General features: G+C 68.9%; 20 protein-coding genes. 14 read left to right on the forward strand and 6 right to left on the reverse strand.

Annotated features, from left to right (window positions below):
* Nucleotides 1-118: 118 nt before the first annotated feature.
* From QMK34_RS31470 to QMK34_RS31490, 5 genes are read left to right on the forward strand one after another with little or no spacing between them, the layout of a single operon-like run.
* Nucleotides 119-928, forward strand: a complete 810-nt coding sequence (locus QMK34_RS31470; protein WP_326418239.1) for an ABC transporter ATP-binding protein — start codon at nt 119-121, stop codon at nt 926-928.
* The gene (locus tag QMK34_RS31475; protein ID WP_326418241.1) at nt 925-1,698 is read left to right on the forward strand and encodes an ABC transporter ATP-binding protein; all 774 of its coding nucleotides are present in this window, start codon (nt 925-927) and stop codon (nt 1,696-1,698) included. The genes QMK34_RS31470 and QMK34_RS31475 overlap by 4 nt, the downstream gene beginning before the upstream one ends.
* A complete protein-coding gene (locus tag QMK34_RS31480) occupies nt 1,695-2,573 on the forward strand; it encodes a branched-chain amino acid ABC transporter permease (protein ID WP_326418243.1) in 879 nt (292 codons plus the stop codon). Before QMK34_RS31475 ends, QMK34_RS31480 begins: the two co-directional genes overlap by 4 nt.
* Nucleotides 2,566-3,777, forward strand: a complete 1,212-nt coding sequence (locus QMK34_RS31485; RefSeq protein WP_326418245.1) for a branched-chain amino acid ABC transporter permease — start codon at nt 2,566-2,568, stop codon at nt 3,775-3,777. Before QMK34_RS31480 ends, QMK34_RS31485 begins: the two co-directional genes overlap by 8 nt.
* On the forward strand, nt 3,774-5,030 hold the full coding sequence (locus QMK34_RS31490) for an ABC transporter substrate-binding protein (RefSeq protein ID WP_326418247.1): 1,257 nt from the start codon (nt 3,774-3,776) through the stop codon (nt 5,028-5,030). Before QMK34_RS31485 ends, QMK34_RS31490 begins: the two co-directional genes overlap by 4 nt.
* A gap of 10 nt (nt 5,031-5,040) precedes the next feature.
* Here QMK34_RS31490 and QMK34_RS31495 read toward each other — a convergent pair whose 3' ends face one another.
* Nucleotides 5,041-5,526, reverse strand: coding sequence for a hypothetical protein (locus QMK34_RS31495; RefSeq protein ID WP_326418249.1), 486 nt, complete (start codon nt 5,524-5,526; stop codon nt 5,041-5,043).
* A 146-nt stretch (nt 5,527-5,672) separates the two neighbouring features.
* Between QMK34_RS31495 and QMK34_RS31500 the strand changes: the two genes are divergently transcribed.
* The 3 genes from QMK34_RS31500 to QMK34_RS31510 all read left to right on the forward strand — a co-directional run bounded on the left by QMK34_RS31500 (nt 5,673) and on the right by QMK34_RS31510 (nt 7,212).
* Complete coding sequence (locus QMK34_RS31500) at nt 5,673-6,143, forward strand: Lrp/AsnC family transcriptional regulator (RefSeq protein ID WP_326418251.1); 471 nt, start codon at nt 5,673-5,675, stop codon at nt 6,141-6,143.
* Between the two features lie 157 nt (nt 6,144-6,300).
* Nucleotides 6,301-6,591 carry a hypothetical protein gene (locus tag QMK34_RS31505; RefSeq protein ID WP_326418252.1) on the forward strand — a complete coding sequence of 97 codons (291 nt, stop codon included), beginning with the start codon at nt 6,301-6,303 and terminating at the stop codon, nt 6,589-6,591.
* A 60-nt stretch (nt 6,592-6,651) separates the two neighbouring features.
* Nucleotides 6,652-7,212: a GNAT family N-acetyltransferase gene (locus tag QMK34_RS31510; RefSeq protein ID WP_326418254.1), complete on the forward strand. Its 561-nt coding sequence runs from the start codon at nt 6,652-6,654 to the stop codon at nt 7,210-7,212.
* Here QMK34_RS31510 and QMK34_RS31515 read toward each other — a convergent pair.
* Complete coding sequence (locus QMK34_RS31515) at nt 7,205-7,831, reverse strand: YigZ family protein (protein ID WP_326418256.1); 627 nt, start codon at nt 7,829-7,831, stop codon at nt 7,205-7,207. The two genes, QMK34_RS31510 and QMK34_RS31515, sit on opposite strands and share 8 nt — an antisense overlap.
* Nucleotides 7,832-8,615: 784 nt before the next feature.
* On the opposite strand from QMK34_RS31515, the gene gltB reads away from it, so the two are divergent.
* The 3 genes from gltB (at nt 8,616) to QMK34_RS31530 (ending at nt 15,729) form a co-directional block, all read left to right on the forward strand.
* Nucleotides 8,616-13,184, forward strand: a complete 4,569-nt coding sequence (gene gltB, locus QMK34_RS31520; protein ID WP_442785253.1) for a glutamate synthase large subunit — start codon at nt 8,616-8,618, stop codon at nt 13,182-13,184.
* Nucleotides 13,177-14,628 (forward strand): glutamate synthase subunit beta, encoded by a 1,452-nt coding sequence (locus tag QMK34_RS31525; RefSeq protein WP_326418258.1) that lies wholly within the window; start codon nt 13,177-13,179, stop codon nt 14,626-14,628. Before gltB ends, QMK34_RS31525 begins: the two co-directional genes overlap by 8 nt.
* Nucleotides 14,629-14,943: 315 nt before the next feature.
* On the forward strand, nt 14,944-15,729 hold the full coding sequence (locus QMK34_RS31530; RefSeq protein ID WP_326418260.1) for a DeoR/GlpR family DNA-binding transcription regulator: 786 nt from the start codon (nt 14,944-14,946) through the stop codon (nt 15,727-15,729).
* Here the strand turns inward: QMK34_RS31530 and QMK34_RS31535 are convergent.
* Nucleotides 15,719-16,618 (reverse strand): ROK family protein, encoded by a 900-nt coding sequence (locus QMK34_RS31535; protein ID WP_326418262.1) that lies wholly within the window; start codon nt 16,616-16,618, stop codon nt 15,719-15,721. The genes QMK34_RS31530 and QMK34_RS31535 overlap by 11 nt on opposite strands.
* A 193-nt stretch (nt 16,619-16,811) precedes the next feature.
* Here QMK34_RS31535 and QMK34_RS31540 point away from each other — a divergent pair, with 193 nt between their 5' ends.
* Nucleotides 16,812-17,021, forward strand: coding sequence for a CbtB domain-containing protein (locus tag QMK34_RS31540; protein ID WP_326418264.1), 210 nt, complete (start codon nt 16,812-16,814; stop codon nt 17,019-17,021).
* A gap of 18 nt (nt 17,022-17,039) precedes the next feature.
* Complete coding sequence (locus tag QMK34_RS31545; protein WP_326418266.1) at nt 17,040-17,813, forward strand: CbtA family protein; 774 nt, start codon at nt 17,040-17,042, stop codon at nt 17,811-17,813.
* A gap of 571 nt (nt 17,814-18,384) precedes the next feature.
* Here QMK34_RS31545 and QMK34_RS31550 read toward each other — a convergent pair.
* The 3 genes from QMK34_RS31550 to QMK34_RS31560 form a co-directional block, all read right to left on the reverse strand.
* Nucleotides 18,385-19,659 carry a DUF222 domain-containing protein gene (locus QMK34_RS31550; protein WP_326418268.1) on the reverse strand — a complete coding sequence of 425 codons (1,275 nt, stop codon included), beginning with the start codon at nt 19,657-19,659 and terminating at the stop codon, nt 18,385-18,387.
* A gap of 191 nt (nt 19,660-19,850) precedes the next feature.
* Nucleotides 19,851-21,332, reverse strand: a complete 1,482-nt coding sequence (locus QMK34_RS31555; protein ID WP_326418270.1) for a cobyric acid synthase — start codon at nt 21,330-21,332, stop codon at nt 19,851-19,853.
* The gene (locus tag QMK34_RS31560) at nt 21,329-22,267 is read right to left on the reverse strand and encodes a cobalamin biosynthesis protein (RefSeq protein ID WP_326418272.1); all 939 of its coding nucleotides are present in this window, start codon (nt 22,265-22,267) and stop codon (nt 21,329-21,331) included. The genes QMK34_RS31555 and QMK34_RS31560 overlap by 4 nt, the downstream gene beginning before the upstream one ends.
* Before the next feature lie 36 nt (nt 22,268-22,303).
* Between QMK34_RS31560 and QMK34_RS31565 the strand changes: the two genes are divergently transcribed.
* On the forward strand, nt 22,304-22,848 hold a 545-nt coding region (locus QMK34_RS31565; RefSeq protein WP_326418274.1), incomplete at its 3' end, for a bifunctional adenosylcobinamide kinase/adenosylcobinamide-phosphate guanylyltransferase.

Raw genomic sequence — 22,848 nt, forward strand, 5'->3', positions numbered from 1 at the left:
CGGATGGGGGTATCGGAGGCCCTGGGCGTGAACGCAGGATTGCCGCCACTGACGGTGACTCAGGTCACACGAATGGAGGAGGCGGCTTGCGCGTTCGTGGAATTCCCGGGATCACCCGATGCTGAGTGTGCATGACCTGCAGGTGCGGTACGGCCGGTCGGTGGCGGCGCTGCACGGCGTGGACCTCGATGTCTCCCCCGACGGCGTGCTGGCGGTGCTCGGCAGCAACGGCGCCGGGAAGTCGACCCTGCTGCGGGCCATCTCCGGCACGCTGCGGATGCATCGCGGGTCCATCGCCGGTGGCGAGGTCCGCTACGAGGACAAGCCGCTCAACCAGCTGGACCCGGCGCGGATCGTGCGCCTGGGCGTGGTCGGGGTACCGGAAGGCCGTCAAGTGTTCGCCCGGATGACGGTCGAGGAGAACCTGCGGGCCGGCGGGATCGGCAGCCGGTCCCCCGAAGGCCGCGCAGCGGCGCGGCGGCGGGTCGACGAGCTGTTCCCGGTGCTGGCCGAACGCGCGAAACAACGCGCGGGGCTGTTGTCGGGCGGTGAGCAGCAGATGCTCGCGATCGGCAGGGCGTTGATGTCCGGGCCGCGGCTGCTGCTGCTCGACGAACCGTCGCTGGGACTGGCGCCGAAGGTCGTCGAGCAGATCGGCGGGGTGGTCCGGGAGATCCACGCACAGGGCACCGCGGTGGTGCTGGTCGAACAGAACGCGGTGATGGCCTTGCGGGTGGCCGAGCACGCGATCGTGCTGGAGGTCGGCAAGGTCGCGCTCGCCGGGACGACCGCCGAGCTCGCGGCCAGCGAGGACGTCCAGCGGCTCTACCTTGGCGGGCACGCCGAATCCCAGGCGACCGCGGAGGCCGAGGCCGAAACCGCCAGGACCCGGTCCATCGGGCGCAGGTTGTCGAGGTGGGCGGGATGACGCCGCCGGAACTGCGCGTCGAAGGGGTCACGCTGCGTTTCGGCGGGATCCGCGCGCTCGACGACGTCTCGTTCACGGTCACGCCCGGCTCGCTGCACGCCCTCATCGGTCCCAACGGCGCCGGGAAGTCGAGCTGTTTCAACGTGATCAGCGGCCTCTACCGGGCGAACAGCGGTCACGTCCGGCTGGGCGGCGCCGAGCTCGCCGGACTGGCGCCGCATCGGCTGGCCGGGCTCGGCGTCGGGCGCTCGTTCCAGAACGCCGCGCTGTCCGCGGGTTCGACGGTGCTGGACAACGTCATGCTCGGCCGTCATGTGCTGACCAGCGGCGGCTTCCTCGCCTGCGGGCTCCGTCTGCCGTGGACTGTCCGCGCCGAACGGAAGCACTCGGATCGGGCGCGGGAAATCTGCGAGTTCCTGGGCATCGGCGCCTTGACCGAAACCCCGGTCGGGGCGTTGTCCTACGGCGCGATGAAACGGGTCGACCTGGCCCGCGCGCTCGCCATCGAGCCCGTCCTGCTGCTGCTGGACGAGCCGGCGGCCGGGATCAACGCGACCGAGACCGCCGAGCTGGCGGACACGATCCGCGAGGTCCGCGACGAACTCGGCATCTCGATCCTGCTCGTCGAGCACGACATGGGGCTGGTGATGGGCATCGCCGACAGGGTGACGGTGCTCGACTTCGGCAGGCGCATCGCCGACGGGACCCCCGCGGAAGTGCAATCGGACCCGAACGTGATCAGGGCATACCTCGGCACGGAGGCCGCGTGAACACTTTTCTGCAGCTCGTGGTGAACGGTCTCGGCAAGGGCGCGGTGTTCGCGCTGCTGGCACTCGGGTTCGTCATCATCTTCAAGGCCACCGAGGTGGTCAACTTCGCCCACGGCTCGCTCGTGCTCTTCGGCGGCTACCTGGTCGTCGTCACGCACGACGCGCTCGGCTGGGTGGGCGCTTCGCTGGTGGGCATCGCCTCGGCGGGCCTGCTCGCGCTCCTGCTCGAACGGCTGCTGCTGTCGCGTTCACGCCACGCGGACGCGAACAGCCTGGCGCTGCTGACCATCGGCGTCGACGTCATCATCACCGAGGAGGTCGTCCGGCGGCTCGGCGTCACCGCGCCGTTCCTCGGCGACGCCTGGGACGCGCGGCCGTTCCAGCTCGGCGGGATCACCCTGTTCCGCACACACCTCGTCGCGCTCGTGACCGCCGCGGTGCTGATCACCGCGTTCACCCTCGCCTTCAAGTACTCGAACTGGGGCGTGGCGATGCGGGCGCAGGCGGAGAACCGGGAGGCCGCCGCGCTGATGGGCATCCGCAGCTCCCGCGTCACCGCCACCGCCTGGCTGGTCGCCGGGCTGCTCGCGGGGGTGGCGGTGCTGTTCATCGCCACCCAGGACTTCTCCGGGTCCGGGTTGTCCCGCGGGACGCATTCCATCGCGCTCGCGGCGTTTCCCGCGGCCATCCTCGGCGGGCTGGACTCGACCGCGGGTGCGGTGGTGGGCGGCCTGGTGGTCGGGCTCGTCGAATCGCTCTCCGCGCAGTACATCTCCTTCGACTTCTCCAAGAGCGCGGTGTTCCTGGTGATGCTCGTGGTCCTGGTGGTGCGGCCGTCGGGGTTGTTCGGTACCAGGGAGAGCACCCGTGTCTGACGTCGCCGTGAAGGCTCCCGACGCGGCGCCGCCGAAACCCGCGGCGCGGCGCGACCCGGTGCGGCTGCTGCGGCGGCTGGGCTGGCTCGTCCTGCTGGTCGTGCTGCTCGCCGTGCCGCTGTACCTCGACGCCGCCTGGCTCAAGGCCGGGCAGTACATGATGATCGGGGGCGTCGGCGCCATCGGCCTCACGCTGCTGGTCGGACAGGCCGGGCAGTTGTCCCTGGCGCACGCCTTCTTCCTGCTGGCGGGCGGCACCGCGTACACCGTCCTTTCCGGACCGGCGGACGACACGCGGGTGTTCGGCCTCGGGCTCGATCCCGGGCTCTCGCTGGTCGGCGCGGTGGTCGTCAGCGCGGGGCTCGGGCTGGCGTTCGCGCCGGTCTCCGGCCGGCTGCGCGGGATCTACCTCGGCGTCGCGTCGCTTTCGCTGGTGTTCCTCGGGCTCTACTTCGGACAGTCGGCCGAGAAGCTCACCGGCGGCACCTCGACCGGCCGCTCCCCCACGCCGTTCTCCCTGTTCGGCTTCCCGTTCACCAACGACGGCCCGCAGTTCGAGCTCCTCGGCATCCCGATCCGGCAGGCCGAGCGGACCTGGTACCTGTTCCTACTGCTGACCGTCATCGCCTACGTCGTCGCACGGGCAGCGGTCACCAGCCGCGTCGGCCGGTCCTGGCGGGCGGTGCGGGACAACGAAGCCGCGGCCTCGGTCATGGGGGTCAACGTGATCAGGGCCAAGGCGGGCGCGTTCGCCGTCTCGTCGGCCTACGCGGGCCTCGCCGGGGCGATGACGGTGCTCTGGTTCGACATCCTCAAGCCGGACGAAAGCGAGTTCGGCACCTACGGCATCAACGTCTCGATCGCCTTCCTGGCGATGGTGATCATCGGCGGGCTCGGCTCGGTGCCGGGTGCGGTGGTGGGCGCGCTCATCGTCAACGGGCTGCCGCAGATCCTCTCGCTGTACTCCGCCGACCTCGGCTGGTTCTCCGGCACCGGCGACGGCGCGCTGACCCCGATCCTGATCAGCTCGTTCGTCTACGGCGCCGCGATCATCCTGGTCGTGCTGTTCGAACCGGGCGGGCTGGCCGCGATCGGGCGGCGGATCTCCCGCCGGGCCGGCCGGTCGCGGCGTTCCCCTTCGGCGTCACCTCCAGCAGCGTCATCCCGGGAGACCGGGCACACCCCTGAGGAGCAAGGCAGATGAAGCGAACCCAACTGGCCGCGTCGGCGACGCTGGCCGCCGTTCTCGTTCTGTCGGCGTGCAGTACGAAAGGGGGCGACGCGGGGTCCTCGGGACCGGACAGCTCCGGCGTGAAGACCGGCAAGGGGGTGACCGCCACCGACATCACCCTCGGCGTGATGACCGACAAGTCCGGGGTGTTCAAGAACCTCGGGCTCGGGATCACCCAGGGCAACGAGCTGTGGGCCAAGGACTTCAACGCCGCGGGCGGGGTCTGCGGCCGCCAGGTCAAGCTCGAGCAGGTCGACCACGGGTACAAGGCGGACACCGCCAAGACGCTGTACCCGCAGATCGAACCGAAGGTGCTCGGGTTCGTCCAGATGCTCGGCTCGCCGGTGGTCGCCGCGCTGAAACAGAACCTCGCAACGGACAAGGCCGTCGCGGCGCCCGCGTCCTGGTCCTCGGAGCTGCTGGACAACCCGTACGTGATGATCGTCGGCACCACCTACGACCTGGAGATGATCGACGGCCTGTCGTACCTGCAAGAGCAGGGCAAGCTGAAGGACGGCGACACGATCGGGCACGTCTACATCGACGGCGAATACGGCAAGAACGGCCTGCGCGGCTCGCAATTCTACGCGAAGAAGCACAACCTCACGGTCAAAGAAGTCAAGATCACCTCGACCGACAACGACCTCACCAACGTCATCACCGGACTCAAGGGCGCCGGGGTCAAGGCGATCGCGCTGACCACCACCCCCGCGCAGACCGGGTCCGCGCTCGCCGCGAACAAGGCGCTCGGGCTGAACGTGCCGGTGCTCGGCAACAACCCGACGTTCGACCCGGTCCTGCTCAAGAGCCCGGCCGCGAGCGCGCTGGACAAGCTGACCATCGTCGCCAGCAGTGTGCCGTTCTCCGCCGACATCCCCAAGGCGAAGGACGTCGCCCAGAAGTACAAGGCCGCGTACAAGGAGACGCCGAACGGTGGTGTCCCGTACGGCTACGCGGTCGGCGAGGTCTGGGGTTCGGTGCTCAAGAAGGCGTGCGACAGCAAGGACCTCACCCGCGACGGCATCGCCGCCGCGCTGCGGCAGACGACGTCGGCGAGCACGGACGACCTGGTGGCGGCACTCGACTTCTCCAAGCCCGGCACTCCGGCGACCCGGCAGGTCTACGCGGCGACGCCCGACGCGTCGGCCGAAGGCGGCGTCCGCTACGTCAAGCAGCTGTTCGAGGCGCCGGAGGCCAAGGAGTACGTCGCGCCGCACCAGAAGTGACCCGGCCCGCTCAGCCGACGCGCTGAGCGGCCAGTGCCGCCGCTTCGGCCAAGGGGGTCCTTCCCCCGGCCGAAGCGGCGGACAGGATCGCGGTGACGGTGTCCCCGATGGCCTCCACCCTGGCCAGGGCCGCCTCGTGCGCCAGCCCGTCGCTTTCGCGGGCGAGCGTGTAGACGATGCCCCCGGCGCTCGCCACGAAGTCCGGTACCCAGGTCACTCCTCGGTCAGCCAGGTCGTCCGCCACCGACTCGGCGGTGAGCTGGTTGTTGGCCGGGCCCACGACGAGCGGCGCGTCGAGCAGCGGAACGGTGTCCGGGCTCAGGACCCCGCCGACCGCCGCGGGGACGACGATGTCCGCGGGCAGCGTCAGCGCCCTGGCCGGGTCGGCCCAGCCGAACCCCAGGTCCACCGCGACCCGCCGCCTGGTCTCGTCGACGTCGGAGACGACGACGTCGGCGCCCGCGGCGGCCAGGCTCGTCGCCAGGTGGGTGCCCACGGCCCCGAAGCCGGTGACCACCGCCCGGCGGCCGGTCAGCTAGCTCGTGCCGAACACCAGGCGGGCCGCCGCACGCAGGGCCGCCAGCACCCCGGCCGCGGTCGGGCCACTCGACGAACCGGTGCCGCCGTGAGACTCGGGACGTCGTGGACGAACTTGATTCGGCGATCGTCGCCCAGTTGCAGCAGGACGCGCGGCAGTCCAATCGCGACATCGCCAGGAAAGTCGGGATCGCGCCGTCGACCTGTCTCGAACGGATCCGGCTGCTCCGCGAGCGCGGCGTCATCCGCGGCTACCACGCCGACATCGACCTCGCGAGCCTCAACCGTGGTGTGCAGGCACTGGTCTCGGCGCAGGTGCGGCCGCTGAGCAGGCTGGTCATCGACTCTTTCCAGCGCTCGCTCACCGAACTGCCGGAGGTCATGTCGGTGTTCGTGACCGCGGGCAGCGACGATTTCCTCATCCACGTGAGCGCGCAGGACATCGATCATCTGCACTCGTTCCTGGTCGATCGCCTCGCCGTCCGCAAGGAGGTGGTCGGATTCCGCAGTTCGATCATTTACCGGAACCTGCACAAGACCAATCTGGCGGCACTGCCGGCAACGAACCCCAGGTGATCGCGTACCCACGGTGCGCGCGAGCCAGACGAAAGTCTGGTTCATCCCCTAAATCAACCCTAAATACCTGCAAAATCCGAGACACGGGTCACGAAATGACGGAAACTGTCGGCAGTAGGAGTTTCACTGAGGGGTATCGGGGGAGAAAGGTTGAATCATGTCTGTTCCGACAGTCGGATCCGCTACGGCGGTCACGCTGAACCACCGTGAACGAGCCACGCTGAAAGCGGTCGCGGGAGGCCACGCCGAGATCAGCTGCAGCTGCGAGCCGGACCTGTTCGTCGACGGTCTCGCCTGCTGTGACCAGCACACCGCGCATAGGCTGGCCCGGCTCGGCCTGGTCGTCCCCGCTCGCGGCGGCAGCCACGGCGAGCGGGTGCCCGCGGTCTTGACCGAGGCAGGCGCGGCGGCGCTGGGGCTCGCCACACCGTCCGGGATCGCCGCCTGACCGAGCACGACAGCCGGTAAACCGGTTGCCGGGTGAACCGCTCGTCGCCACTATCGGGCGATGCGCGTGTTCTTGGAAACCCCGCGGCTGCGGCTGCGGCTATTCACCGCGGACGATTCCGCGCTGCTGTTCGAGCTGTACGACGATCCCCAGGTGATGCGCTTCCTCAATGGGGGCAAGCCCGCCGACCTGGCCGAGATCGAAACGCTCGACATCCCGGCCTTCCTCGGTTACTACGAGCGTTTCCCCGGTTACGGATTCTGGGCCGCGGAAGAGCTGGACGGCACTTTTCTGGGCTGGTTTCATTTCCGGCCCGCACCCGGCGCCGAGGCCGACGAACCCGAACTGGGATACCGGCTGCACCGGGCCGCGTGGGGCAAGGGTTACGCCACCGAAGGATCACTCGCCCTGCTCAAGACGGGCTTCGCCGAGCTGGGGATCCGGCGTGCGGTCGCCTACACGATGGCGGTGAACCACGGCTCCCGGCGGGTGCTGGAAAAGATCGGCATGCGGTTCGTCCGCGGCTTCACCGAGGACTGGGCCGAGCTCATCGAGGGCGGCGAACACGGCGAGGTCGAGTACGCGATCACGCGCGCGGAATGGGAGCGGTGGGTCAGCTGACCCACCGCTCACCCCGGTCCGAGGTCAGCGCCTCCCCGCCGGTCTGATCGGCGAGCCAGGAGCGGAAGGCCTCGAACTGCCCGGCGGCCAGCCCCACTTCGAAGTGCGCGGCCTCGTCGAACCGGGTGCCGCCGAGCCGATAGGGCGAAGCCCGCAGGTCGTTCTCCAGCCGGCCGGCGCGGTCGTAGCCAACCGTCACCTCCAGCAGGTGCAGCCGCCGGTACTCGGTGACACCGACTTCTCGCACCGCCTCCGCGACAGCCTGCCCGTACGCCCGGATCAGCCCGCCCGCCCCGAGCAGCACACCCCCGAAATAGCGCGTGACCACCGCGACAGTGTCGGTGAGCTCCCGCCGCTTCAGCACTTCCAGCATCGGCGTCCCCGCGGTGCCCGCCGGCTCGCCGTCGTCACCGGACCGCTGGGTCCGGCCGTCGGGTCCCAGGACGAAGGCATGACAGTGGTGCCGGGCGCCCGGTTCGGCACGACGTCGCCCGGCGATCACCTCCCGGGCGGCTTCGGCCGTTCCGGCCGGTGCCAGCGCGCACAGGAACCGCGAGCGCCGGATCTCGATCTCGTGGACACCGGAGCCCGCCACGGTGAGATAGCGGTCGGTTGTCATCCGCACAGCCTCTCACCGCCCTCTACCGCGCCCCCGGCGTCGCGTGCGGAGCGGGATACAGCGGCCGTTACCCAGGGATGATCACCGGCGGTGACGCCGGCCGCGGCGCCCTTTCCGGCGATGGTCGTCCCGGCCCAGGACCCCCGTCGGGGACGGTTCGAAGGCTGCGCACCGCAGCCGGCGCACCCGCCCGGTCACTCGTCCGGCGGAAGGCACTCTGCCGATCGGGCGGTTTCCGGGACTGCTCCGGTTGGTCTCCGATTGGTCACGAAAAGGGCGCACGACCTGTGCCCACTCGTGAGCCCTCGACTGACGAAGAGGACGTTTGCGCAGCTCAGAGGCCTACTACGAGGCTGGTTGCAGACCGTGGTCACTTCCGCGAGCACGCTCTCGTCAAGTCAACGCCCGCGTGGCATTTCCCACCCCGGAGCAACGACGTATGTCGATAACAGTGAATTCACACTATCGTCATAAGACCCGGCGAACCCGGGAGTAACAAGGCGCGCTCCGAAGGCCACCACCACAATGGGCCGTCGGCACCCGCGCGTGAGCAGTACCGATGCGTTCGGCCGCCCAGTGCAGTGCGGCCCGCTGATGCCTGTCCGGTGGATTCACGCCTCCCGGCGGATCCCGCCTGACGAACAGCGTCCCCTCGCGGGGACCGCGGCATCTTTTCCTTCTCGACTGACCTATCGCGGTCCCGGACCACTTCGTTAACCGGTTCAGTACGAACCACTCGATGGAGTGAGTACCGGTCGCGCCGACGCCTGGGAGGCGGCCAGCCGTGACCCCCCGTGCCAGCAGTTCCAGCAGCACCAGCCGCAGCACTGCCAGCAGTACCGACAGTCATCAGGGTCTGTACGACCCCCAGTACGAGCACGACGCCTGCGGGGTCGCCTTCGTCGCCGATCTCGCCGGACGCAGAGATCACGGGATCGTGGCCAAGGCGCTGGTCGCGTTGCGGAACCTGGAACACCGCGGGGCGCGGGGAGCCGAGCCGGACACCGGCGACGGCGCCGGCCTGCTGATCCAGGTCCCCGACGAGTTCTACCGGGCGGTCGTCGACTTCGACCTGCCCGAGCCGGGGGGCTACGCCGTCGGCACGGCTTTCCTCCCGGTCGACGAGAAGAAGCGCGGCCGGGCCATGACCACCATCGAGCGCATCGCCGCCGAGGAGGACATGCGGGTGCTCGGCTGGCGTGAGCTGCCGGTGCACCGCGAGCACGTCGGCCCGACCGCCGCCCAGTCGATGCCGCATTTCACCCAGCTGTTCCTGTCCGGCCGGCGCGACAACCGCGACGGTCTCGCACTGGAGCGCGCAGCGTTCTGCGTCCGCAAGCGGGCCGAACACGAGCTCGCCGAAGACGACGTCTACTTCCCCAGCCTGTCGTCGCGCACGATCGTCTACAAGGGAATGCTGACCGAGCCGCAGGTCGAGAAGTTCTTCGACGACCTGACCGACGAGCGGGTCACCAGCGCGATCGGGCTCGTGCACTCCCGCTTCTCCACCAACACCTTCCCGTCGTGGCCGCTGGCGCATCCGTACCGCTACGTCGCGCACAACGGCGAGATCAACACGCTCAAGGGCAACCGCAACTGGATGGACGCCCGCGAGTCCATCCTGGAATCGGACCTCATCCCGGGCGAGCTGAAGCGCATCTACCCGGTCATCACCCGCGGTGCCAGCGACTCCGCCTCCTTCGACGAGGTACTCGAGCTGCTGCACCTGGGCGGCCGGTCGCTGCCGCACTCCATCCTCATGATGATCCCGGAGGCCTGGGAGAACCACCAGGAAATGGATCCCGCGCGCCGGGCGTTCTACGAGTTCCACTCGACACTGATGGAGCCCTGGGACGGTCCGGCGCTGGTCTCGTTCACCGACGGCACCCAGATCGGCGCGGTGCTCGACCGCAACGGCCTGCGCCCCGCCCGCTACTGGGTGACCGAGGACGGCCTGGTCGTGCTCGCCAGCGAGGTCGGTGTGCTGGAGATCGACCAGTCGACGATCATCCGGAAGGGACGGCTGGAGCCGGGGAAGATGTTCCTCGTCGACACCGCCGAGGGCCGGATCATCGAGGACGAGGAGATCAAGGGCGAGCTCGCCACGGCCCACCCGTACGACGAATGGGTCGAAGCCGGCCTGCTCGCGCTCGACGAGCTGCCCGAGCGCGACCGCGAGGTCCCGCTGCACGCCGCGCTCGTGCGGCGCCAGCAGTCCTTCGGGTACACCGAGGAGGAGCTCGACGTCCTGCTCGAGCCGATGGCCCGCACCGGCGCGGAGCCGATCGGCTCGATGGGCAACGACTCCCCGCTGGCCTCGATCTCCAGCAGGCCGCGGCTGCTGTTCGACTACTTCATCCAGCTGTTCGCCCAGGTGACCAACCCGCCGCTCGACGCGATCCGTGAGGAGCTGGTCACCGCGCTCGGCACCCAGCTCGGCTCGGAGCCGAACCTGCTGGAGGCCGGCCCGGCGTCGTGCCGCCGGATCACGCTGCCCTACCCGGTCATCGACAACGACGAACTCGCCAAGCTGGTGCACGTCAACGACGACGGCGACCTGCCGGAGTTCCAGGCGGTCACGGTGCTCGGCCGGTACAACGTGCACGGCGGCGGCGAGGCGCTCGTGCGACGGCTTGACGAGATCCGCAGCGAGGTGTCCGAGGCGATCGAAGACGGCGCGCGGCTGATCGTGCTGTCCGACCGCGGGGTCGACGAGGACCACGCGGCGATCCCGTCGCTGCTGCTGACCGGCGCGGTGCACCACCACCTGGTGCGGGAGAAGACCCGCACGCAGGTCGGGCTCATCGTCGAATCGGGCGACGCGCGCGAGGTCCACCACATCGCCCTGCTCATCGGCTACGGCGTCGCCGCGGTCAACCCGTACATGGCGATGGCGACCGTCGAAGACCTCGCGTTCCGGGGCCTGATCCCGGGTGTCACGCAGAAGCAATCGACCCGGAACCTGATCAAGGCGCTGGGCAAGGGCGTGCGCAAGACGATGTCCAAGATGGGCGTCTCGACCGTCGCCTCGTACACCGGCGCGCAGATCTTCGAAGCGATCGGGCTCGGCGCGGAGATCATCGAGAACTGTTTCGCGGGCACCACCTCACGGCTCGGCGGCGTCGGGTTCGACACCATCGCGCTGGAGGTGGCCGAGCGGCACCGCCGGGCGTTCCCCGCCGACGGTTTCCACGCCGACCACCGGACGCTGGAAACGGGCGCGGACTACCAGTGGCGCCGCGAAGGCGAACCGCACCTGTTCAACCCGCAGACGGTGTTCAAGCTGCAGCACTCCACCAGGTCGGGGAAGTACGAGGTCTTCAAGGAGTACACGAAGACCGTCAACGACCAGTCCGAGAAGCTGCTGACGCTGCGTGGGCTGTTCGACTTCAGGTACGGCGACCGGACCCCGGTGCCGATCGAGGAGGTCGAGCCGGTTTCCGAGATCGTCAAGCGGTTCGCCACCGGCGCGATCTCCTACGGCTCGATCTCGATGGAGATGCACCAGACGCTGGCCATCGCGATGAACCAGCTCGGCGGCAAGTCGAACACCGGCGAAGGTGGCGAAGACGCGGAGCGGCTTTACGATCCGGAGCGGCGCTCCGCGGTGAAGCAGGTCGCGAGTGGACGGTTCGGCGTCACGAGCGAGTACCTGGTGAACGCGGACGACATCCAGATCAAGATGGCGCAGGGCGCGAAGCCCGGCGAGGGCGGCCAGCTGCCCGGCGCCAAGGTGTACCCGTGGATCGCGAAGACGCGGTACTCGACCCCGGGGGTCGGGCTCATCTCGCCGCCGCCGCACCACGACATCTACTCGATCGAGGACCTCGCCCAGCTCATCCACGACCTGAAAAACGCCAACCCGGCCGCGCGCATCCACGTGAAGCTCGTGTCCGAGGTCGGCGTCGGGACGGTCGCGGCGGGCGTGTCCAAAGCACACGCGGACGTCGTCCTCATCTCCGGGCACGACGGCGGCACCGGCGCCTCGCCGCTGTCGTCGATCAAGCACGCGGGCGGCCCATGGGAGCTCGGCCTGGCCGAGACGCAGCAGACCCTGCTGGCCAACCGGCTGCGCGACCGGATCGTGGTGCAGACCGACGGTCAGCTCAAGACCGGGCGCGACGTGATGATCGCGGCGCTGCTCGGCGCCGAGGAGTTCGGGTTCGCGACCGCGCCGCTGGTCGTGTCCGGCTGCATCATGATGCGCGTCTGTCATCTCGACACCTGCCCGGTGGGCGTGGCGACGCAGAATCCGAAGCTGCGCGAGAAGTTCAGCGGCAAGGCCGAGTACGTCGTCAACTTCATGCGGTTCATCGCCGAGGAGGTCCGCGAATACCTCGCGGAGCTCGGTTTCCGGTCCGTCGCCGAGGCCGTCGGGCACGCCGAACTGCTCGACAAGCGCAAGGCCGTCGACCACTGGAAGGCCGCCGGGCTCGACCTGTCGCCGATCTTCCACGTGCCCGAGCTGGCGCCGCGAACTCTGCGGCACCAGCAGGTCCAGCAGGAGCACGGGCTGGAGAAGGCACTCGACAACACCCTGATCCAGCTCGCCGAGGGCGCCCTGTCGTCCGGCGACAAGGTGCGGCTCGAACTGCCCGTCCGCAATGTGAACCGGACGGTCGGCACCATGCTCGGCTCCGAGCTGACCAAGCGGTGGGGCGGCGAAGGGCTGCCGGACAACACGATCGACGTCACGTTCACCGGCACCGCCGGGCAGTCGTTCGGCGCTTTCCTGCCCAAGGGCATCACGCTGCGGCTCTACGGCGACGGCAACGACTACGTCGGCAAGGGCCTGTCGGGCGGGCGGATCATCGTCCGGCCGCCTCGCGAGGTGCGCTTGGTCGCCGAGGAGCACATCATCGCGGGCAACGTCATCGGCTATGGCGCGACCAGCGGCGAGCTCTTCATCCGCGGCAAGGTCGGCGAACGGTTCTGCGTGCGGAATTCCGGCGCGGTCGCGGTGGTCGAGGGCGTCGGTGACCACGGCGCCGAATACATGACCGGCGGCCGGGTCGTGGTGCTCGGGGGGATCGGGCGCAATTTCGCGGCCGGCATGTCCGGCGGCATCGCCTATGTGCTGGACCTGCCCGCGCACCGGGTCAACCCGGAGATGGTCGACATCGATCCGCTGGACGACGAGGACACCGAGTTTCTGCGCGACGCGGTCGAGCGGCACTACGACGAGACGGAATCCGCGGTGGCGCGGGCATTGCTCGCCGACTGGGAGACCGGCGTCGAGCGGTTCGGCAAGGTCATGCCGAAGGACTACAAGCGCGTGCTCGCGGCGCAGGCGGAAGCCGAGCGCGACGGACGCGACGTGAACGAGGCGATCATGGAGGCCGCACATGGCTGACCCCAAGGGCTTTCTGACGACCAAGCGGGAAACCCCGACGAGCCGTCCGGTGGATCTGCGGCTGATGGACTGGCGTGAGGTCTACGAGGACTTCGCGACCACGAAACTACAGAAGCAGGCGGGTCGCTGCATGGACTGCGGCATCCCGTTCTGTCACCAGGGCTGTCCGCTCGGGAACCTCATCCCCGAGTGGAACACGCTGGTCTGGCGGGAGGACTGGCGCGACGCGGCCGAGCGGCTGCACGCGACCAACAACTTCCCGGAGTTCACCGGGACACTGTGCCCGGCGCCGTGCGAGACCGCGTGCGTGCTCGGGATCAACGACGACCCGGTGACCATCAAGCGGGTCGAGATCTCGATCATCGACCGGGCTTTCGCGGAAGGCTGGGTCACCCCGCAGCTGCCGCCGGTGAAGACAGGTAAAAAGGTGGCCGTCGTGGGCTCCGGCCCGTCCGGGCTGGCCGCCGCGCAGCAATTGACACGTGCGGGACACGACGTGGTGGTGCTGGAACGGGCCGACGCGATCGGCGGGCTCCTGCGCTACGGCATCCCGGCGTTCAAGATGGAGAAGCACCGGCTCGACCGGCGGCTCGACCAGATGCGCGCGGAAGGCACCGAATTCCGCACGTCGGTGAACGTGGGTGTGGACGTCACGACCGAGCAGCTGCGTTCGGAGTACGACGCGGTGGTCCTCGCGGGCGGGGCGACGGCCTGGCGTGACCTGCCGATTCCCGGGCGGGAGTACGAAGGCATCCTGCAGGCGATGGAGTTCCTGCCCCCGGCCAACCGGGTCGCGGTGGGCGAGCTCGACGTTTCGCCGTTCAGCGCGAAGGGTCTCGACGTCGTGGTCATCGGCGGTGGCGACACCGGCGCGGACTGCGTCGGGACGTCGCACCGTCAGGGCGCGAAGTCGGTGACGCAGCTGGAGATCATGCCGAAGCCGCCGGAGTCCCGCTCCGACGCGAACCCGTGGCCGACCTACCCGATGATCTACCGCGTCTCGTCCGCCCACGAGGAGGGCGGCGAGCGGCTCTACTCGGTCAACACGCAGGAGTTCGTGGCCGACGGCAGCGGCCGGGTGCGGGCGCTGAAGCTGATCGAGGTGCGCAACGAGGGCGGGAAGTTCGTCCCTGTCGAGGGCACTGAGACCGACCTGCCCGCCCAGCTGGTGCTGCTCGCGATGGGCTTCGTCGGCCCCCAGCGGGAAGGCCTGCTGGAGAACCTGGGGGTCGAGCTGGACCAGCGCGGCAACGTAGCGCGCGACAAGGCGTTCAAGACCAGCCTGGACAACGTGTTCGTGGCCGGCGACATGGGCCGCGGTCAGTCACTCATCGTGTGGGCGATCGCCGAGGGCCGCTCCGCCGCGGCCGGTGTCGACGCGTATCTGACAGGGCGTGACGTGCTGCCGGCGCCGATCGCGCCGACCGACCGTCCGCTCACGTAGCTGGTAGGCCGAGTGGCGGCCGAACGGGGCCGTCGCCGATCAGGCGACGGGCCCCTTCGGGGTCCTAGCCGTTCAGGGTCTCTTGACCACCGCATTGCGCGAGCCGCTACAACATTCGGGTGAAGTAATGCTTTGAAGGGCATCCACGAGTGACCCTGTTGCAACCTGTCAGCATCGGATGGGGCCATTTGCCGGGAGGACCGGCGCTGATCGGCCCTGTCCGTCCTGTAATGGCTCTAACGCACCCGGCGATCACCACGCGTAGTACTTTGTCGGATGCGGTGAGCAAGCATCGCGCTTCGGGGAGGGAGCTGGGTGAATCGGCACGAGCGGCTCAGCACGCTGCTGGACATGGTGGGACAGCGGGACAAGATCGACGTGGAGAAGTCGGCGGAGGAGCTCGCCGTCTCCCCCGCCACGATCCGCCGCGACCTGGACCACCTGGCAGGCCGCCAGCTGCTGACACGGACCCGTGGCGGCGCCGTGGCCAGCAACGTGGCCTACGACCTGCCGCTGCGGCACAAGGCGGCCCGCAGCGCGCCGGAGAAGCAGCGCATCAGCGCGGCCGCCGCGCGCATGGTCGAGCGCGGCATGGTGATCGGCCTCAATGGTGGCACCACCAGCACGGAGGTGGGCCGGGCGCTGGGCACCAGGGCGGAGTTCAATGACCACTCCACCAGGCCCGCGCTGACAGTGGTGACCAACGCGCTCAACATCGCGCACGAGCTGGCGGTACGGCCCACGATCAAGATCGTGGTCACCGGCGGCGTCGCCCGGCAGCACTCCTTCGAGCTGACCGGGCCGCTGGCGAACCTCTTCCTGGACCAGATCACGCTCGACCTGGTGTTCCTTGGGGTGGACGCCTTCGACCCGGTTCGCGGCGCGTATGCCCACCACGAGGGCGAGGCGAGCACGAACAACCTGATGGCGGCACAGGCCCGTCAGGTCGTCGTGATCGCCGACGGAGGCAAGCTCGGCGGGCACGCGTTCGCCCAGATCTGCGCGACGGCGGAGGTCGACCTCCTGATCACCGACGCCGGAGCCGACGCGAAGAAGGTGAAGGCGTTCGAGGACGAGGGCGTCCGCGTCCTCATCGCCTGAGCGCGTCGAACGCGAGCAGCCCGGCGCCGAGCCTGCCCGCCTCGTCGCCGAGCTCGGCGACCCGAAGCTCCGGCATCCGCTGGAAGGTCAGCCGAGCGGCGAGCAGCTTGCGGACGGGCTCGAGGACGTAGTCGCCTGCGGTGAACAAGCCACCTCCGAGCACGATCACCTCGGGAGCCAGCAGGGTGAGCAGGGTCCCCAGGCCATGTGCCAGGCCGCCAAGCGCTTCGGCCACCACCTGAGCGGCAGCCTCATCGCCCAGCCTCGCGGCGTCCACCACCTGCTGAGCACCGTCAGTGGGCAGGCCCGTGCGCTCGGTGTAGCGGCGGGCGATCGCTGCCGCCGAAGCGATGGCCTCAAGACAGCCGGCCGCACCGCAACCACAGGGCTGACCATGTCCGACGTCGATGTGCCCGACCTCGCCCGCGAAACCGCCACCGCTGTAGACCGCACCGTCCAGCATGAGCGCGGCGGCGATGCCCGTCCCCACCGCGACGAACGCGGCGTCGGTGCAGCCGCGCCCGGCCCCCACCCGGAACTCGGCCAGCCCACCGGCACGGACATCGTGCCCGAACGCCACCGGAATGCCTGCCCGGGCTTCGAGCATTTCCCCGAACGGCACGTCACGCCAATCGAGGTTCGCCGAGAACCGGGCGACGCGCGCTGTCTCGTCGACGATGCCCGGCACGACGACCCCGGCCGCGGCGGCCGGACCGGCTTGTTCGCCCAGTTCCGCGATGATGCGCGCCACCTGATCGGCCACCGCCTCACCATCGGCGCCGCGTGCCGTGGGCTCGCGGAGGGTCGCCAAGGGCACCAGCGCTTCGTCGAGCAGTGCGGCCTTGATCGTCGTACCGCCGACGTCGAGCGCCGCCACCGTGTCAGTCATGAGCGGAATTGTCACATTGACGCCCTGGTCGACGGCAACCTACGCTCGACCGGCAAGACGACAACATCCGGAACGCGGTGAAAATCCGCGCGGTCGCGCCACTGTGACCCGATCGGCCCAAGGCCGGTCGGGAAGCCAGACCCGGAAATGTCGTGAAGTCCCCGAAGAGGCCGCGCTAGCCGAGGAGATCACCATGATGCAAGCGGTAGCACCCGCAATTCCCACCCCGATCCGGATCCCGATCCGCGAGATCCTGCCGTGGGCGGTGTTCATCGGCCTGCTTGCCCTACTCGCGCTGTACTTCGTCAGCGCGGAACAGGGCGCGACAGCCGTGTTCGCCAACATGTACGTCCACGAGTTCGTGCACGATGGCCGGCATCTGCTGGCCTTCCCCTGCCACTGACCTGGGGCGTAACCAAAGATGATGAAAACCTTGCTGGTCCGCGGCATGCTCGCGGGCCTGATCGCCGGCGTGCTCGCGACGCTGTTCGCGTACCTGTTCGGCGAGCCGTCGGTGAACGCCGCCATCGGTATCGAGGAGGCCGGCACCGCCGCGCACTCGCATACCCACGAACCGGCGACCACCGGGCCTGGTACCGCCGAACCGGCAGAACAGCCCGAGGAAGAACTCGTCAGCCGTGACGTGCAGAGCACAATCGGCCTGTTCACCGGCGTCGGCCTCTACGGGATCGCGATCGGTGGCCTGTTCTCCTTGGCGTTCGCGTTCGTGTACGGCCGTCTGGGCAGGCTTCGACCGCAGGTGACCGCCGCGCTGCTCACCGGCGGCGCCTTCGTTGTGGTGTTCTTCGTGCCGTTCCTCAAGTACCCGGCCAACCCACCCGCGGTGGGCCAGCCGGGCACCATCGGCACCCGCACCGAGTTGTATTTCGGATTCGTCGCACTTTCATTGCTGGTGGGCATCCTGGCCGCGGCCTTCGGCAGGAAACTGGCGGACAAGCTCGGCGCCTGGCGCGGCGCCCTGCTTGCTTGCGCGGGCTACCTCGTGACGATGGCACTGGCCGCCTGGCTGATGCCGATCATCGACGAGGTACCCGCGACGTTCCCGGCATCGACGTTGTGGAGTTTCCGCACCGCCTCGATCGGGACCCAGCTGACCTTGTGGATCACCCTCGGCCTCCTTTTCGGTGCTTTCGCCAAAAAGGCGCTGAAGAAATCCGAACCGGTAGCGGCCTGACATCCACCGGGTGTTCCCCCATGGATGAGCCGTGGGGGAACACCCGCGTTTGCGACACCCTCCGGCCCTCGGGCTACAGCACGTTTGCGCTCGGCAGTGCGGTTCAACCAGGCGCGAGAACGCGAAAACCGGCCATCTTGCCAACGGGCACCAGTAAGCGGTGTTTGCGTTTTGCTGTCCGCCGCGCGAGTGATCCCTCGGTCTCGCAGCAGGGACGAATCAGGTTCGAACCGCTTGCCGAATGTCCGAGCGGCGTAGCTCCTGCGCGGCAGACCGGGTTCAACGGCCGGGACCAACTGGTTTTCGATCGTCTCTCTCGTACCGGGCACTCGGCGGCGCCGGATTCGCATGTCCTCGGGGTCAGCGCACTCAAATAGATCGAGCGGACCGGGCTGTCCGGGTGCCAGCTGGTCAATTTGCCAGGACGATTCGTGAGAACAGCATTATTGCAGTGCCGAACAAAGCGATACCTTCTCGCCGTGAGCAAGTACAACGACGTCATGTCCGTAAACGAATACCACCCCGCCCCTCCGCCCCGTAGACCTCAGCCGAGCTGGGAGCTCACGCAGGCTCATGCGGCGGTTTCCGAATCGTCACCTCCGGTCGCGCGGTCCCCTGATTCGGCGTCACCCGCCGATGTGGGGTCAGCAGGAACAGCGCCGATACGGGGACTGTGAAAGGGTTCTGGATCACTGCTGTACGAGTCGCCTGCCGGAGTCGAGATCGTCATCGAACCTGCGGGACCGGCACTGAAAGACCAACCCGGTTCGTTCTTGAGACGGCGATCGCTGGGGCAAAGCCCGACTGTGGTGGCTGCGGCGGACAGACCATCAGTGGCAGGCTCCGAACCATGGCCGAGCCGGCAGGTCTTCGCCGGGCGGCAGCACCCGGGTTTGCGACATTCGCGATCTCTCACGCGGATGAAGTCCTCGACTGCCGCGGAAGTCTCGTAGCTGGTGCGTCCCAGCTCGACGATCTGCCCTGTCAGTGGGTCGGTGATCATGCGGCGCAACACGGAGTCCGGCCCGGTCGCGATGTAGCGGGCGAGTGCTGCCGGGATATGGCCGTGCCCTCTCAGCTCCCCAGGGTCATTGTTCAGTCCCAGGTAGGTGTTCATGTCCATGTAGAGGAAGACTTCCGCCCGCACAGCACCGCCCTCGGGACTTGCGAGCGCTGAGTCGAGCGCCACGTCGGCGCGAAGCTGTTCGAGCGTCCGTGGTTCCTCGCTGGACAACAAGGCACGGGCAACCCGATCGATCTGGGCGTAGGCGGCGGTGACCTTCTCCACCGGCCCGCCGGCGATCGACAACGACGCCAGTCCGTCGTCGTGGTGCGTCAAGATCAACCGGCGACGTTCACGACGCTGTGACATCCGTCGCGCAGCGCCGTCCGGATCCGCCTTGTTCGCCTCGTAGTAAGCCAGTCTGCGGACCTGATAGGCGTTCTTCCCTACCAACCGCCCGGCCAGTATCTCGTCCACAGCCCGCGCGTCACTCACGGACAACCACGATGTCGTCGCCGAAATCCGGGCCGCACGGTATCCGTCCATCAAGCCCTGGTCCATCAATTCGAGCGTGCGGGGCAGACGGTTCGTCAACGCCTCCGCCGTCGCGACCATCGACCTCGCGTGGTTCTCCGTCACCGCCAGGGCCAGCGCGATCTCCGTCGCCACCGCGCGAGATCGCCCCCGCGCCTCGTTCAGGCGTGCCTGCGCCCGGAACACCACAGCCTCCAGACGAGCAATCTGCGCCCTGGCTTCACACATGACACGAAGTGCTTCCTTTACCTCCCCACAAGCCTGTTCCGTTTCGTCCACAGGGGACACCGGATTTTCGGCCACCTCCACCTCATCCGCTCTACCCGTCTCAGCTGTCGCCGCCGCAGCGGTCGTAACTCTCGAATTGCCCACGAATCCAAGGTAGCCACAATCACCGACAAAAGGGAAATACGAACAAGCGCGAAAGGGACTCTCGTAGCGATTTTCGGAAAAATTGTTTTGATCCGGTGCCGGCTGGCCTATATTTGCGCCGAAGTCGACTACCGGACGCCCGGTGGTACGAACGGAAGGCCCGAGGGGGCGCCTTGCTCGGCAAGGCGAAGGAGGGATGTGGTGTCCAGATGTTCCTCGACCGCGTCGGCGAGTCGCTCCAACATGCTTTCGCGCAGCGAAGCGAAGCCACGCGCGTCCCCGGCCGGGGCCCAGTCGACGCCGGACTGTGCGGCCGCTTCAATGAGCCACGCTCTGCGGAAGGCGTCGTTCTCGAAGGCACCGTGCCAGGTCGTACCCCAAACCGATCCCCGCCGATAACCGTCCAAAAAGGACTCCACCGGTTCGAACGGAACGGCGTTGCCGTGATGGATTTCGTAAGCCTCGACCGGATGTCCGCGCCACTTTCCGACCGGGCGCCCGAGCACCTTCTCCCCGGCGAACATCACGCGCGTCGGCAGGAGGCCGAGGCCGTCGACCAGACCAGCGCGTGATTCCAGGTCGTCGCGGATGGTTTCGGCGAGCATCTGATAACCGCCACAGATACCCAGCACCGGCCGGCCTGCTTCAGCTCTGGACGTGACTGCGGCAGCGAGACCGCGTTCCCGCAGCCATCGCAGGTCGTCCACAGTGGCCCGGGAACCGGGCAGCACCACGATATCCGCCGCCGCCACCGTGTCCGGGTCGGCGGTGAGGGTCACGGTGACCCCGGGCTCGGCGGCCAGCGCGTCGACGTCCGTCGAGTTGGACGCCCTGGGAAACCGCACCACCGCGATCCGCAGCCCGCCGCCCCGCGACTCGTGGCGCCAACCGGCGGCCGCCAGCGCGTCCTCCGAATCGATCCACACTCTGTCCAGCCACGGCAGCACCCCGAGCACCGGCCGTCCTGTCAGGGTGCGGAGACTGTCCAGTCCGGGGAGCAGCAGGCCGACATCGCCCCGGAACTTGTTGACGATCCAACCCGAGACCAGCGCCTGGTCCTCGTGGCTGAGCAGCGCGAGCGTGCCGAACATCGCGGCCATCACCCCGCCCCGGTCGATGTCGCCGACCACGACGACCGGAAGCCCGAACCGCCTGGCCAGGCCCATGTTCACGTAGTCGCCGGCACGCAGGTTGATCTCGGCGGGGCTGCCCGCGCCCTCACAGATCACGATGTCGAAACGGGTGCGCAGCTCAGCGAACGTGTCGAAGGCGATCTGGGCCAGACCTGTCCGCCCGGTCGCGTACTCCCCGGCGTCCAGGACGCCGAAGGGCTTGCCGAGGGCGATGATGTGACTGCGCCGGTCGCTGCCAGGTTTGAGCAGGACGGGATTCATCGCGGCCTCGGGCTCGACGCCCGCCGCTCGGGCCTGGAGCCACTGTGCGCGCCCGATCTCGGCGCCGTCGGAGCAGACCATCGAATTGTTGGACATGTTCTGTGCCTTGAACGGCGCGACACGGATTCCCTGCCGTGCGAACCAGCGGCAGATCGCCGCGGTGACCAGACTTTTTCCGGCGTCTGAGGTGGTGCCCGCGACCAGGAGCCCGGTCACCGGGCCACGGCCACGGCCAGGGCCAGGGCCAGGGCGGCGAAGCCGGTGAGGCGGGAGAGCCGGACCGCGCGCCGCAGGTCTGCGGCAGCCGGGTCGGGGCCGTCACCGAGGCTGCCTCTGGATTCGACACGACCGCCGTAGCTGTTGGTGCCGCCCAAGCTGATGTCGAGTGCCCCGGCGAACGCGGCTTCCACCTGGCCGGCGTTGGGGCTCGGATGCAGAGCCCCGTCGCGGCGCCAGACGCGCCACGCACGCCGGGCACTGCCCCCGGCCAAGGGGGCGCAGGCAGCGGTGAGGGCAGCACCTGCACGTGACGGCACGAGGTTCGCCGCGTCGTCGGCGCGGGCCGAGGCCCAGCCGAACCTCTCGTAACGGGGTGAGTGGTAGCCGACCATGGCATCGAGGGTGTTGAGCGCGCGATAGCCGAGCAAACCGGGGATCCCGGCGACCGCACCCCAGAGCAGGGGGGCAACCACCGCGTCCGAGGTGTTCTCGGCGATCGACTCGGTGGCCGCGCGGGCCAGCTCGGCGGCGTCGAGGCCGGTGGCGTCGCGGGCGCAGAGGTGGGACAGTCGGCGTCGCGCGCCCGGGAGGTCGTCCGCGTCGAGCAGTCGGGCCATCTCCGTGCCTTCGGTCGCGAGCCCCCGGCCGCCGAGCACTGCCCAGGTCGAAACCGCGGTAAGCGCGAAGCGGGCGAAAGGCCGGTGTTTTGTCGCGGCGCGAGCCGCAAACCCGAGACCGACGACCGCACCCACACAAGCGCCAGCGTAGGCCGCTCCCCTGCCGCGAGAGTCTCCCCACCAGCGGCGTTCGCACGCGGCCGCCGCGCGGCCGAACCCGGCCACGGGGTGCCCACGCCGGGGATCTCCGAACAGCGTGTCGGCCGCATAACCGGCGATGAGCCCGGTTGCGGTGGCGGCTTGACGGAGTGTCACAGCGCGAACGGTAGCGCGTGCACGAGAATGCGGGGTATGACCAAGCTGACGCACCGGCTCGCGGGGTATCTGGAAACCCTGGCGCGGGCACTTCGCCGGTACGGGCGCGACGACGGCAAGGTACTGATCCTGGGCGGGGTCCGCTCAGGGAAGTCCCGGCACGCCGAGCGGCTCGTCTCCCGCCACCAGCACCTCACCTACGTGGCGCCCGGCCTGCCACCGAGCGACGACGACCCCGAATGGGCCGCACGCGTGGCCGTCCACCAGGCCCGCAGGCCGGGCCACTGGCGCACGGTGGAGACGACCGACCTGGCGAGCGTCCTGCGCGGCGCGACCAGTCCCCTGCTCATCGACTGCCTGGGCACCTGGCTCAGCCGGGAGCTGGACGAGGTGGGCGCCTGGGAACAGAAACCGGGCTGGGAACGACGGCGCGACGACCGGCTCGAGGACGTCCTGGCCGCGTGGTCGCAGGCACGCGTGCCGGTGGTCGCGGTGAGCAACGAGGTCGGCAGCGGTGTGGTGCCCGCAACGGTGTCAGGGCTGCTGTTCCGTGATGTGCTGGGCGCTCTCAACAAGCGGGT

The organism is Amycolatopsis sp. H20-H5 (assembly GCF_035828755.1).
In the GTDB taxonomy this organism is placed as follows: domain Bacteria; phylum Actinomycetota; class Actinomycetes; order Mycobacteriales; family Pseudonocardiaceae; genus Amycolatopsis.